The sequence below is a fragment of the Actinoallomurus sp. NPDC050550 genome, assembly GCF_040655075.1.
In the GTDB taxonomy this organism is placed as follows: Bacteria; Actinomycetota; Actinomycetes; order Streptosporangiales; family Streptosporangiaceae; genus Actinoallomurus.
This window is the reverse complement of record NZ_JBFAJC010000015.1, coordinates 1-12583: the sequence shown is the minus strand read 5'-3', so window position 1 is coordinate 12583 and position 12583 is coordinate 1. Positions and strand designations below refer to the sequence as shown.

The following is a 12583-nucleotide window of genomic DNA, read 5'->3' as shown; positions in this document are numbered from 1 at the left end:
CCCTGGCGTCGGTTTTTGCCGCGCTGGTAGCTTGCTCTTGACCTGGAACGAGCCAACTGCTGCCAGAACGGAGTTAGCGGGTGTCCCTGACGGAGGCGTTGCGCGCCGGTGACCCGGAGGCCTTCGGCCTGCTCTACGACGAGCACGGCGCGCTGCTGTACGCCTGCTGCCGCCGCATGGTCGGCGACGAGGCCGTCGACGCCGTACGGGACGCCTTCGTCGCCGCCGCCCGTCACCCGGCCGGTCCGCCGTCCGACGACGAGTCGCTCCCCGTATGGCTGTACGCACTGGCGCGCGCGGAGTGGGCACGCCGCGACGCGCCGCCCAAGGCGGCCCCGGAAGCGGCGCCGCTGGAGCGCGCGCTGGCCCGGCTGCGCCCTGAGCACCGGGAGGCGCTCGCGCTGACCGCCGTCCTGGAGACCGAGGATCTCGCGCGGATCCTCGGCCTGGCGCGCGACACCGCCGAGCAGCTGGTCCGGATGGCCCGACGCCGGCTCGAGCAGGCGGTCATCGCCGTCCTGGAGGCCGGCACCGCGGCGGACGACGAGCTGCTGACGGCGCTGGCGAAGGGCCGCCTCCACGCGCTGGTGATCCGGCCGGACGACCCGCCGGCGTCGCTGCGCGAGCGGGTGCTGGCCGCCTGCGCCGCCACCGAGCGGGCGACCGGCGGCGCGCTGCTGTTCGACGCCGACGGCCTGCCCGTCCCGCTGGACACCCTGTTCGGCCCGGCCGAGGCGGACACCGGTCCCCAGCCGAAGATCGGGCCCGCCGGGCCGCCGGCCCGGCACCACCGCAAGCCCCGTGCCCGGCACGCGGTGCTCACCGAGGCGCTCACCCTCGCCGCGTGCGCCGCGACGGTCATCGGGGCGATCGTGCTCTGGCCGGCCGGCACCGACCGGGGAGCCTCCACCGTCGACGACCACACCCGGATCGTGCACCGGGCCACGTCCACGAGCAGTCCCACGGCCTCGGCAGGGGGCAGCGCCCCGCTGAACGGCGGATCCTCGCCCGTCGGTACGACACCGGCCCCGTCCACGGCCGGGTCCGCTTCGCCGTCCGGCACGGCCACGCCCGCCCGTCCCTCCGGGTCGGTGACGGCGAGCCGCCCGCCCGCGAGCCCATCCCGCCCCGCGACGCCGACCCCGAAGCCGCCGACGTCCACCCCGGCGACACCGAGCCCGACGACCTCGATGCCCGCCCTTCCGCTCCCGGGCGTGACCGCGCCGAGCACCACCCCGGCCCCGAAGAAGACCGACCCGAAGCGCTGAGCGGACTGCGCGCCATCACGCACCCCGTACGGCACGAGCGCGGGAACGCGAGAGAGCGCTGGTGGCGCTCAGTACACCTGTCCACGACGTTCAACGATCCGGAGCTGGCAGAACGCGAACCCGAAGCCGGTGCGGACGAGCGGTCCCCCGGCGGCAGCCCGGACGCCGAGTACCAGCCAGGTCGGCCGACGTGAAGCGGGGGATGCTCGCGCACGGAGACGGCGTTCCGCCGCACCGTCACACCGACGGGCAGTTGCTGTATCCCTCAGCGGGCGTCCTTACCACCACGACAGAGCGAGGCACGTGGCTCGCCCCGGCCAACCGTGCCGCGTGGACGCCGCCGGGTTTCGAGCACTACCACCGCGCGTACGGGCGGACGGAGGTCCGGGTGGTGGAGATCCCCCTGGCGCTGTGCGCCTCGTTGCCGGACCAGCCGACGGTCCTCGCCGTATCACCGCTGCTGCGGGAAGCGCTGCTGGTCCTCACCGGCGGTCGCGAGCTTCGACCGGACGCGCGGGACCGGCTTCGACGGGTGGTCGTCGACGAGCTCGTCAACGTTCCCGGGGAGACCCTGCATCTTCCGGAGCCGACCGATGATCGTCTTCGTGCGGTCACCGACCTTCTGCATGCCGATCCCGCGACACCCTTGACGTTGGCGGAGTTCGGGCGGGCGGTCGGGGCGAGCGAACGGACCTTGAGCCGTCTGTTCCAGACCGAGCTGGGCATGAGCTTCCATCAGTGGCGAAGCCTCCTGCGTGTCCAGCACGCGCTCATCATGTTGGTCGAGGGGCATGCGGTCACCGATACGGCCACCCGGTTGGGTTGGGCCAACCCGACCAGCTTCATAGAGGCGTTCACGGCGATCGTCGGCCAAACGCCAGGGCGGTATCAGCTGGAGCTTCGTCGCGGAGACCGTTGACCGGCGGCGTCCGCTCAGTGCCTAACGGTCGGAGCAACGCGTCCTGGCGGGTTTCCGGTATGGCTTGTCTGAATGCTGGTGGTACGCCACTCTGGTGTCGCGTGAAAATTGGGGGCATGCCGACAGATTCGATGTCCGAAGTGGACGAGAACACCACCGTGGTAATCGTGGGAGCGGGAGTCGCCGGACTAACGCTCGGCAATTTCCTGCTATGCAGCGGGATCGATTGTGTCATTTTGGAGAAGCGCAGCCGTGAGTACGTCGAGCAGCGACAGCGAGCCGGGGTGATCGACGCTCGGGCGGCACGCATGTTCCGTGAGTGGGGACTCGAAGACCGGGTGATCGGAGGTGTCCCGGTCACGCCGGTGATGAACTTCCGGATCGACGGCGAAACGCGGCCACTCGAGCTCGGATCGGACGATCACAGCGACGGACGTTTCTGCCCCCAGCAGGTCCTCGTCCGAAATCTTATCGACGTCTTCATCAGCGACGGCGGAGACCTTCGCTTCGATGCCGACGTCTCGTCGGAGAACATCGCCGGCGACGACCGCCCACGCGTATGCTATCGAGACGGCGCCGGCTCGACGAGGGCGATCGGCTGCGAGTTCGTTGCCGGCTGCGACGGTGACCGTGGCGTCAGCAGGGCGGCCATCCCCAGCGAGAGTCTCACGCGTTATTCTCACGAGTACGGGTACGCGTGGCTGACCGTCTTGGCGGAGGTTCCCGCCAATCATCAATCCATGATGGCGCTGCACCCTCGTGGATTCGCGGGACAGTTCGCTCGTGGTCCGCACGCGAGTCGCTTCTATTTGCAGTGCCCGCTCGATAGCTCCATGTCCCAGTGGACGGACGAGCACATCTGGGACGAGCTCGAGACCCGCTTCGGTGAACCCATGGCCACCAGAGGCCGGATCACCAGCACGCAACTGGTGCCGCTTCGGAGTGTGGTGTACAGCCCGATGAGCTACGGCCGGCTATACCTGCTCGGGGACGCCGCCCACATCGTTCCTCCGATGAGTGCGAAAGGAATGAACCTGGCCCTGCACGACGCCGAGGTGTTCGCGAACGCCGTAATCCATTACCAGACCAAGAATCACGATTCGACCCTGCTCGACGATTACTCATCGACGTGTCTTCGTCATGTGTGGAACTACCAGGCGTTCGCCGCGTGGTGGACCGAATTGGTGCACAACGCCGGGGACGCCTCGTACGAAGGTGAGTTCCGGCACCGGCTCGCCCGGGCGGACCTGGAGCGCCTGTTCGAGTCCGACTCGGCGAACCGTCTGTTCAGCGAGTTCATCGCCGGGCTGAACTAGTGCCGTGGGTTGCCCGGGGCGGGGCGGGCTGCGGCCGGAGCGAGACCCGGCAAAACGCCTGAATGTCCCCGCCGGGCGAGGTCCCTTGTTCTGCGGGGTGCTCCCCAGACGGGAAAGTTGCCGTGTGGCGGGACAGGGCAGAACGAGGGCGGTCGCCCTGGACGGAAGACAGTCCCGTAATCCGCCCCGGTGAGGCTTTCGAGGTCATGGTGGCCTACCCCCGCTCCGTTCCGGGTCCAGGGCCTACCCATATCCACGGCGCGGCCTCGGACACGATCGGCCACGGCCCTGCCGAGTAGACAGAACCGCAAAGAACTCTTCGCGAAGAACTCTTTGCAAAGGTTTCTTCGCGGTTTACGGTGAAGATCATGACGGACTTCGGGGATCAGCGACGCCCTCCGGGCGAAGAGAACATCGCCGTCCTGGACGCGAGAGGACTGCGCGCCATCGCGCACCCCGTGCGAGTGGAGTTGCTCCTCTTGCTACGGAAGCACGGGCCTTCGACGGCCACCCGGCTCGCCGAGCGGTTGGGTGTCAACTCCGGCACGGCGAGCTACCACCTCCGCCAGCTCGGTGCCGCGGGTTTCGTCGAGGAGGATCGCGAGCGCGGGAACGCGAGAGAGCGCTGGTGGCGCTCCGTACACGAGTCGACGTCGTTCAATGACCCGGAGCTGGCAGAGCGCGAACCCGAAGCCGCGTTCGCCTTCCTGCAATCCGTCGCCGCCGCCAATACGCTGCGGGTTCAGCGGGCCCTCAACGACGTACAGACGATGCCCCGGCCATGGCGGGATGCCTTCGGTATGAGCGACTGGCTGCTGCGGCTGACCCCTGACGAGGCCATCGCCCTGCGCAGGGAGCTGCAGGCGGTCATCGAGCGGTATCGACGGGAGACGCCCGAGACGGTGACCGGAGCGCCGGCGGGTGCCGAACAGGTCTCGCTGATCATTAATACCCTGCCCGAGCTCGACGCGACCGCCACAGCCCACGGCACCTCGGACGCCGAGAAGCCGGCGATGGAGAAATCGTGACGGGGGAGGTCCCGGACGTCGCCGGCGTATCCGGGAAGCGGACCCTGCGGCCGTTGGGCGGGCTGCTCACGGCGATCGCCGTGTCGTTGACCGGCACCCGGGTCTCGGCCATCGCGCTGCCGTGGTTCGTGCTCGTCACGACCGGCAGCGCCACGCGGACCGGGCTGGTGGCGTTCTGTGAGATGACGCCCTATGTGCTGGTCAAGACGTTAACCGGACCGCTGGTGGACCGGGCCGGCCCGAGGGTCGTCTCGTGGACCACCGACCTGGTGAGCGCGAGCGCCGCCGGCGCCATTCCTCTGCTCCACTCTTCGGGCCTGCTGACCTTTCCGGTGCTGCTGGCCCTGGTAGCGCTGATCGGCGCGGCACGCGGCCCAGGCGATCTGGCGAAGGAGGTCATGATCCCGGACGCGGCCGAGCGCAGCCACGTTGCGACGGAGCGGGCCACGGGCCTGTCCGGAGCGACCGAGCGGCTGGCCGCCACCATCGGTCCGGCGGCCGGAGGCGCGCTGGTCGCACTGCTGGGCCCGCTGACCGGCCTCGTCCTCAACGCCTGCTGCTTCGCGCTCGGATCAGTGATCACCGCTCTCGTGCTGCCACGCGGCATGGGCGGCGCGACGGTGAAGGCGGGGTCGGCTCAGGCGGAGCCGGGGTACTGGCGGAGTTTCGGCGAGGGCCTCGCCTTCCTCCGCGGCGAGCCGCTCCTGCTCTCCATCGTCATCATGGTCGGGATCACCAACCTGCTGGACGCGGCGTTCATCACGGTGTTCCTGCCCGTGTGGGCCAAGGACTCCGGTAACGGAGCGGCCGCGATCGGCCTGAACAACAGCGCGCACGCGGTGACGGCGCTCGCCGGGAGCCTGTGCGCCGCGGCGATCGCCCACCGCATGCGGCGCCGCCCGGTCTTCTTCGTCGCGTTCGCGATCGCCGGCGCGCCGCCGTTCCTCATCCTCGCCTCGAACGCACCGATGTGGTGGATCGTCCCGGTGTTCGCCGTCTCCGGTTTCGCGGCCGGCTTCCTCAACCCGATCATCGGGGCGATCTCCTTCGAGCGGGTGCCGCGCCGCCTGCTTGGCCGGGTCAGGGCACTGGGCGACTCGCTGGCCTGGGGCGGCATCCCGCTGGGCGGGCTGATCGGCGGGGCGGCGGTGGCGTCGTGGGGGCTGGCGCCCGTGCTGCTGGCCGGCGGTGCCGTGTACTTCCTCACGACCAACCTGGCCGGACTACGGCCCGAGTGGCGCGAGATGGACCGCCGGCGCGGACGGACCGGCAGTGCCCTGGAGTCGAGCATTCAGTGAGCTCGGTCAGGCGAGGACCTCGCGGATGACGTGGCGGGCGTTGGCGGACATGATCGGGTTGGTGTGCCGGTAGTACGGCAGCTGGCCGACGGCCATCGACAGGGCCCAGCCGCGGCCGCGCGCCCAGGTCGCGTCGTCGGCGTCGACGGCGTCCCGGAACACCTTCCTCGCCGATCGGGGCAGGAGGTTCCACGCGACGATCAGATCGCAGGCCGGGTCGCCGAGGCCGGCGGTGGAGAAATCCAGGACCGCGGCCAGCCGTCCATCGGCGACGAGCAGGTTCCCCGGCATGAGGTCGGAGTGCACCCAGCACGGCGCGCCGGTCCAGCGCGGTGCGGCGAGCGACTCCTCCCAGACCGCGATCGCCGCCTTGGCGTCGAAGGGCTCGTCGGTGCGGCTCAGTTCCTCGATCGCCGCACGCGTCCCCGCATCGACGGTCGCCAGCGGGACCCCGCGGTAGGCGACGGGCGCGTCGCCGAGCTCGACCTTCCGCATGGCCGTGATGAAGGCCGCCAGATCACTTGCCAGGAGTTCGGGTTCGGCGACCCTGCCCTCGACCGGGTTCTCCCCTTCGATCCACCGGTGCACGGACCAGGGCAACGGATATCCCTCGGCGGGTTCCCCCCGTCCGACGACGGTCGGAATGGTGACCGGCAGTACGGGCGCGAGCCTCGGGAGCCACCGCTGCTCCCACTCCAGTGACTCCACGCCTCCCGGGGTGAGCGGGAGCCGGGCGGTCAGGTCGGCGCCGATCCGGTAGACGGCATTGACGGTCCCCCCGGAGGCGAGCCGCTCGACCGGCAGGTCCGCCCACTGCGGGAACTGCCCGCGGATCAGCCGCCGGATGAGCTCCGGGTCGGTCTCCACCTCGTCGGCATGCATCTTGACCATCCGCCGATGAGATCGCCGCGACGCCCCACCGGTCAATCGGTTTTGGGTGCGGTTCGTTTCGAGTGAAGGTCGCGATCAAGCGGTGAGGTGGTAGTTCTGCTGGTCGGGGTAGAGGCGTTGGTGCTCGCAGGTGGCGTGGAAGCGCCAGTAGACGTCGAGGTCGCCGTTGGAGACGAGGGCGCGTAGTCGGAGGACGGCTTCGACTCCGGGCAGGCCCCAGCGCGCACCGGTGATGTCGAGGCGGTCGGCGATCAGGTGGCGGCAGGTGCGGCGCATGTCCCGGCTGAGCGAAGGCCGGTCCGCCGGTCATGCGACGGTGGCGCCCAGCAGGAGGTCGAAGGCGTCATTCGCCTCGCGGAGCACCGCCATCGCGTCGTGGCTGCCGAGGCGCCACGCCGCCTGGTAGCAGGCGAGGGTCAACTGGGCGGCGAGGACGGCGGTGGCCGGCGGGGTGCCATGGTCGATCAGGTGTTTCTCGAGGAGGTCGGCGTAGTGCCGGGTCTTGCGGGTGTGCCGATCTTCGAGCTCGGGGTGCTGCTTGACCAGACGGTGGTAAACCGCGTAGTGGCCGGGGTTGCGGGCGGCCTCGGCGCAGATCGCGAGCAGCAGCCGCCGAGATGTGGCCAGTGCCTGCGCGAGATCCTGGAGCGGCTCGGCGGGCGCATCGCGCATGGCCGCCGTGAGCGCGCGCAGGAAGTCGTCCTCGGTAGAGAAGACGACTTCCTGCTTGTCGCCGAAGTAGCGGAAGAAGGTGGTGCGGCCGATCTCGGCCCGCTGAGCGATCTCGTCCACGGTGACGACATCGAACCCCCGCTCCATGAAGAGCGCGAAGGCCGTCTCGATGATCCGTTCCCGGGTCTGGCGGCGTTTGCGGTCCCGCAATGACTCCACCGGAACCTTGTTCGTGCTCATTCGGCCAAGATATCCGCCCGGCCCGCCCGGCGGTCGGCGTCGACGAGGCGGGCGGCCTCGCGCCACAGCTCCTCCTCGCGGGCTTCGTCGTGCGACTCTGGCGACGACGGGACGTTGCGGCCCCGATCGAGGTAGGACCCGGTCCGGGCGGTCAGCCCGGTCAGGATCGTCTCAGCGAGCCGGGCGCCCGCCTGCTGCGGCGTCATGCCCCGGCCGAGGAATCGCTGAAGCTGGAAGAATCCGTTGAGCACGCCCCGCACGGGCCCCGGGGCGTGGCGGAAGAAATCGGTGCCCGCGACGAGCGCTGGGTTGTAGGAGTAGACGCCGACGCTCTCGGGCAGGCGGCGGGCCAGCGCGTGGGTCAGGTAGATGACGCCGAGTTTGCTGGTCGCGTACGCCCGCCCGGCCTCCCGCGCTCCACCGGCACGAGGCGTGGCCAGTCGTTCCGGCGTCTCCCAGCGCGGCGGCGGCGTGGCGCCGAGCGTGTAGCGGAACTGCCCGAAGTGGCAGTCGCTCGAGGTAAGCACGATCCAGCCCGGACCGGTAAACCGGGGCAGCAGCTCCCTGACGAGCAGGTAGTGGGACAGCACATTGACCCCGAAGGTCATCTCGTACCCGTCCGTGGTGCGTTTCTCGGTCGTCGTGACCGTCAGGCCGGCGTTGCCGAGATAGCCACCGAGCGGCGGGAGGTACCCGGTGTCGAGCCCACGCAGAATCTCCTCCACCGCCCGCCTGATCTCGGCGAGCGAAGCGAGGTCACAGTCCACGCCTGTGACCCCGGAAGCGCCGGTGGCCTCGGCGAGTTCCGCAGCGAGGCGTTCGCCGCCCCGGCGAGCCAGCACGACGTAGTGGTCCTGCGGCCGTTCCCGGATCAGCAACTCGACGGACTCGCGGCCGAAACCGCGGGTCACTCCGGTCAACACGATAGTCCGGCTATCCATGACAGACCCCTCGGTATCGAGTTCCAAATGGTACTCAGTACCGTAACATGCCATCCCGCGCGAGCTGCGCCCCTGCCCCGACTGCCAGAAGGAAGTGCGGTAGCCGTGGATCTAGGAGTTCCCGCTCAAGGAGTCAGAATCGTCCGGTCGGAGAACGCGGCCCGATACTCGGTCGGCGACACGTCGAGGATTCTCCGAAAATGCAGGCGGAGGTTGGATCCGGTTCCCAGCCCGACGCGCTCGGCGATCTGGTCGACCGGGAGCTTCGTGGTTTCCAGGAGCGCTCGGGCAGCGTCGACCCGAGCGCGCAGGACCCACTGCAGCGGCGTGTCGCCGGTCTCCTCGGCGAAGCGGCGCATGAAGGTGCGCAGCGACATCCGCGCGTGCGTCGCGAGATCGGTGACTGCGAGCGGTTCGTGGAGGCGCGTCAGCGCCCATTCTCGGGTCGCCGCGAGCGTATCGCCATGCGGTGCCGGGCTGCTTCGGGGAAGGTACTGAGCCTGGCCGCCGCTCCGATAGGGCGCCGTCACCAGACGGCGGGCGATGTCGTTCGCCACGCTCACGCCGAGGTCGCGCCGGACGATGTGAAGGCACAGGTCGATGCCCGCCGCGACACCGGCTGAGGTGAGGACCGAACCCTCATCGACGAACAGAACATTGGGCTCCACCAGGATGTCCGGATGGCGCAGCGCCAACATCTCCGCCGCGTCCCAATGCGTTGTCGCGCGCCGCCCTTCCAGCAGACCGGCGTCGGCCAGGGCGAACGCGCCGTAGCAGATCGATGCGATGCGGGCTCCTCTTGCATGCGCCCTCCGAAGCGCTTCGTGCACTGCGGCCGGGATCGGTCGGCCGACCGGCGCGTAGCCGGGGACGATGATGGTGTCCGCCCCGATCAGCGCGTCGAGACCCTGGGGCACCGCGTACCCGAAACCCTCACTGGACGGCACCGTTCCCGCAGCGACGCCGCACACTGTCAGCTCGTACGGGAATCCGTCACGCGGATGGAACACCTGGGTCGGGATGCCGACGTCGAGCGGGAGCGCCCCATCCAGCACAAGCACCACCACCCGGTGCGAACTCATCGTCGTCCATCTCCTCAGCTCGCGGTGATCAATCCCCTGTGGCGCAATCCTCGCACATATTGGCATTCTTGCCACTGGAGGGTGTCGTTCCAACCGCTCGACACTGAGTGGGCCGTCCAGTCGGGTTCGGTCCTACGTCGAGTGGATAGGGGTTCCATGCCGCGTCCAACGGTTCCGCCGGTCGTCGCCTTCGTCACATCGGCTATCGCGTTCATGGCAGTGATGGCCGCCGCGGGAGCACCGAGCGCCCTGCTGGTCGTCTACCAGCAGCACTGGCATTTTCCCGACAGCGAGCTGACGGTCGCGTTCGCGATCTACGCCTTCGCGCTCCTCCTCGCGCTCCTCGTCATCGGTTCCCTGTCGGATCGAATCGGTCGCCGTCCGGTACTCATCGCGGCCCTCACACTCCAGGCGGTCGCGATGGCGGTGTTCCTGTTCGCCCCGGATATCGGCGTCATCATCGTCGCGAGGGCGCTGCAGGGCTTCGCGACGGGAGCGGCCACGAGCGCGTTCAGCGCCTACATCGCCGAGGTCGCACCAGCGGCGCAGAAGAAGGTCGCGGCACTGGTCGTGAGCATCGCATCCGTCGCCGGTCTCGGCATCGGTGTCGTCCTGACCGGCGTCGCCATCCAGTTCGCGGCAGCACCCGCCGCGGTCGTGTTCGGAGCCGCACTCGCGATCATCGTCATCGCCATCGTCGTCACAGCGGCCTCGCCTGAGACGGTCGGCAAGCGTCAAGGGATCGGCGATGCCCTCGTGTCACGCATCGGCGTTCCATCCGCGGCCCGGACCGCGTTCGCTCGCACTGCCCCAGGGATGATCGGGATCTGGATGTCGGCCGGGCTGGTCCTCGGCCTCGGGGCGTCGATCGTCCATCAAGCCCTGCACATCACCAGCGGAGCCGCCCTCGGCCTGGTGGTCGCAGCCCAGCCCCTGGCTGCGGCCGTCTCCGCGCTCGTACTCGGCCCGCTGATGCCGCCCCGGCGGTTCATGCTCGCCGGATATGCAGCGGTCCTCGCGGGTGTGTCGCTGGAGGCGTGCTCGTTCGCGGCGGGCCTCGCATCGCTCATCATCTGCGGCGCGATCATCACCGGCCTCGGCTTCGGCGCCGTCTTTTCCAGTACGCTCGGGCTCCTTGTTCCGCTGACGCGAGCGCAGGAGCGCGCGAAGCTGTTCTCCGCCGTCTACGTCGTCGCTTATCTCGCGTATGGCATCCCTACCATCGTGGCCGGCTTCCTCAGTGACGCCATCGGTTTGGTGCCCGCAGCAATCATCTACGCCGCCGCAACACTCTCCATAACAGCCGCTGGACTGATCGTCTCGCTCACCCGGACGGGATCGATGTCGAGGGACGCTCTCTTTGGCGTCAGGCAAGAAGCACGAGCGCACGACGTGCGAGCGTCCACATCAAGCCCGGGCTAGGCCGCGACGATGCAGTCTGCATATCGGGACCAGGCGAACGACCATGACAGCTTCGCCGAAATGTTCTCCGCGGGGACCGAAACAGCCTCGTACCTGCTCCCACGCCTGGTCGGCCAGCAGCTTCGCCCTCACATCCGACCACTTGGAGGAGTTCTTCGTGAACACCTCCCTGCGCCGCAGCAGTGCGTCCACTGATCGCCCGCTGGGGAGGTAGCCCGGGGGTCAGGCCTCGCTGAAGGCGGGGGCGGGGGCGACGTCCGTACGCGGTCCTGCTCCGCCCGAGCCGGCGTGGGCGCGCTCGCGGTGGACGAAGAACAGTCCGACGCCGGCGCCGACGAGCATGGCGACGACGTGGCCGACGGCCGCGACGTCCAGCCGGTCCAGGCGGTTGAACAGATGCGGTGCCAGGAACGCCAGGCCGACGGCGGCGCCGATGCGCCACCAGCGGCTCGGGACGCGATCGAACAGCCAGTGGCCGTGCCGGGCGGTGCGCATGAGGGGTTCGGCGCCGTACAGGATCGTCGCGACGAGGGCGGAGGCGATCACGTAGGAGGGGCCGACGTCGTCGAGGTACCGCGCCGACGTGGGCATGGCGCCCGTCGAGATCCGCCAGGCGAGCAGTCCCTCGCTGATGAGCGTGCCGACCACCTGGGCGGCGCCGACGAGGACGAGCGTCCGTACGTTGCCGAACCGGTGCGCCACCGGGAACAGGCCGACGATGGCGAAGGCCACCCACATCCACGGCGCGGCCTCGGCCACGAAGGCCGAGGCGATCATCGTGCCGAGGGGGTCGTTCCTCAGGTTCGCCAGGTTGGTGGCCGTGTTGGCGACCACCAGGCGCTGCTGTCCCGGCCCCAGACCGTACGCGTAGACGCCCGAGACGGCGCAGAACACCGCGATGAAGAGCGTGGGCAGGGGGTAACGCCTGAGGATCGAGTGCACGCGGCACAGACTAGGGGTTGTTTCTGAGAGATTGATGACAACCAGATGATCGTCAGGCGCGTCTTACCGCGCGGACAGCCGAGCCTGCCGATCTCACCTGCCCACGGGCCCGCGGGCCTCCCGGCACCTTACCTGCGGGATAGCCGGGTTTTACGGTCTCGCCAGCCGACGAGTCCGCACGGTGCTCAATCTGCGGGACACTCGAGAGTGCCGGTCCCGCCGGCCAACGCGACCGCGAGCCTCCCGGTGCCCTACGTGCGGGGCAGCGGGGCCTGCCGGAACCGCCGGATGCGGTGGGAGATCCGGCCGACCGCGGTCGTGACCTCGACGGTGCGGAACCTCCCGGGCACCTCCGCCACCCAGAACGCCCCGGCGATGGTCACGGCGGTGGCCTTCAGCGCGGACCTTCCGGCGTGGAACTCCACGAGCACCTCGCCGCCAGGCGGCAGTTCGCCCCAGGCGACGGACCAGCCCCTGCCGCGTACCGCGCCGCGGATCAGCGCGGTGTCGGCGCCGCGGGCCACGGCCACGTCGATGAGCCCGTCGCCGGTGTGCACCTCGAGG

Annotated in this window: 12 protein-coding genes and 1 pseudogene; 6 read left to right on the top strand and 7 right to left on the bottom strand. The window is 69.6% G+C overall.

What is annotated here, in order from left to right; genetic code table 11:
• Positions 1 to 80: 80 nt before the first annotated feature.
• The 5 genes from AB0I04_RS21620 (at position 81) to AB0I04_RS21600 (ending at position 5829) form a co-directional block, all read left to right on the top strand.
• On the top strand, positions 81 to 1268 hold the full coding sequence (locus AB0I04_RS21620) for a hypothetical protein (protein ID WP_360887000.1): 1188 nt from the start codon (positions 81 to 83) through the stop codon (positions 1266 to 1268).
• 202 nt (positions 1269 to 1470) lie between these two features.
• A complete protein-coding gene (locus tag AB0I04_RS21615; protein ID WP_360886999.1) occupies positions 1471 to 2187 on the top strand; it encodes a helix-turn-helix transcriptional regulator in 717 nt (238 codons plus the stop codon).
• A 140-nt stretch (positions 2188 to 2327) separates the two neighbouring features.
• Positions 2328 to 3503, top strand: coding sequence for a 4-hydroxybenzoate 3-monooxygenase (locus AB0I04_RS21610; RefSeq protein ID WP_360886998.1), 1176 nt, complete (start codon positions 2328 to 2330; stop codon positions 3501 to 3503).
• 368 nt (positions 3504 to 3871) lie between these two features.
• Complete coding sequence (locus tag AB0I04_RS21605; protein WP_360886996.1) at positions 3872 to 4531, top strand: helix-turn-helix domain-containing protein; 660 nt, start codon at positions 3872 to 3874, stop codon at positions 4529 to 4531.
• On the top strand, positions 4528 to 5829 hold the full coding sequence (locus tag AB0I04_RS21600; RefSeq protein WP_360886994.1) for an MFS transporter: 1302 nt from the start codon (positions 4528 to 4530) through the stop codon (positions 5827 to 5829). Before AB0I04_RS21605 ends, AB0I04_RS21600 begins: the two co-directional genes overlap by 4 nt.
• A gap of 6 nt (positions 5830 to 5835) precedes the next feature.
• On the opposite strand, the gene AB0I04_RS21595 is transcribed toward AB0I04_RS21600, so the two are convergent.
• The 5 genes and pseudogenes from AB0I04_RS21595 to AB0I04_RS21575 all read right to left on the bottom strand — a co-directional run bounded on the left by AB0I04_RS21595 (position 5836) and on the right by AB0I04_RS21575 (position 9748).
• The gene (locus AB0I04_RS21595; RefSeq protein ID WP_360886992.1) at positions 5836 to 6720 is read right to left on the bottom strand and encodes an aminoglycoside phosphotransferase family protein; all 885 of its coding nucleotides are present in this window, start codon (positions 6718 to 6720) and stop codon (positions 5836 to 5838) included.
• Between the two features lie 75 nt (positions 6721 to 6795).
• A pseudogene (locus tag AB0I04_RS21590) lies at positions 6796 to 6984 on the bottom strand (ISKra4 family transposase); the annotation flags it as partial.
• Positions 6985 to 7026: 42 nt separating this feature from the next.
• Positions 7027 to 7632 (bottom strand): TetR/AcrR family transcriptional regulator, encoded by a 606-nt coding sequence (locus AB0I04_RS21585; RefSeq protein WP_360886990.1) that lies wholly within the window; start codon positions 7630 to 7632, stop codon positions 7027 to 7029.
• Positions 7629 to 8573, bottom strand: a complete 945-nt coding sequence (locus AB0I04_RS21580; RefSeq protein WP_360886988.1) for an SDR family NAD(P)-dependent oxidoreductase — start codon at positions 8571 to 8573, stop codon at positions 7629 to 7631. Before AB0I04_RS21580 ends, AB0I04_RS21585 begins: the two co-directional genes overlap by 4 nt.
• Positions 8574 to 8698: 125 nt before the next feature.
• Entirely contained in the window at positions 8699 to 9748 is a 1050-nt protein-coding gene (locus AB0I04_RS21575) for a helix-turn-helix domain-containing protein (RefSeq protein WP_360886986.1), read from the bottom strand.
• Between the two features lie 63 nt (positions 9749 to 9811).
• On the opposite strand from AB0I04_RS21575, the gene AB0I04_RS21570 reads away from it, so the two are divergent.
• Complete coding sequence (locus AB0I04_RS21570; protein ID WP_360886984.1) at positions 9812 to 11077, top strand: MFS transporter; 1266 nt, start codon at positions 9812 to 9814, stop codon at positions 11075 to 11077.
• 222 nt (positions 11078 to 11299) lie between these two features.
• Here AB0I04_RS21570 and AB0I04_RS21565 read toward each other — a convergent pair whose 3' ends face one another.
• Positions 11300 to 12019 (bottom strand): rhomboid-like protein, encoded by a 720-nt coding sequence (locus tag AB0I04_RS21565; protein ID WP_360886982.1) that lies wholly within the window; start codon positions 12017 to 12019, stop codon positions 11300 to 11302.
• Positions 12020 to 12270: 251 nt separating this feature from the next.
• The coding region (locus tag AB0I04_RS21560; RefSeq protein WP_360886980.1) for a hypothetical protein at positions 12271 to 12583 on the bottom strand (313 nt) is incomplete at its 5' end.

Coding starts and splice junctions, on each gene's coding strand:
- AB0I04_RS21585 (WP_360886990.1), bottom strand. CDS start 7,632: ATGAGCACGAACAAGGTTCCGGTGGAGTCATTGCGGGACCGCAAACGC.
- AB0I04_RS21615 (WP_360886999.1), top strand. CDS start 1,471: ATGCTCGCGCACGGAGACGGCGTTCCGCCGCACCGTCACACCGACGGG.
- AB0I04_RS21570 (WP_360886984.1), top strand. CDS start 9,812: ATGCCGCGTCCAACGGTTCCGCCGGTCGTCGCCTTCGTCACATCGGCT.
- AB0I04_RS21580 (WP_360886988.1), bottom strand. CDS start 8,573: ATGGATAGCCGGACTATCGTGTTGACCGGAGTGACCCGCGGTTTCGGC.
- AB0I04_RS21605 (WP_360886996.1), top strand. CDS start 3,872: ATGACGGACTTCGGGGATCAGCGACGCCCTCCGGGCGAAGAGAACATC.
- AB0I04_RS21595 (WP_360886992.1), bottom strand. CDS start 6,720: ATGGTCAAGATGCATGCCGACGAGGTGGAGACCGACCCGGAGCTCATC.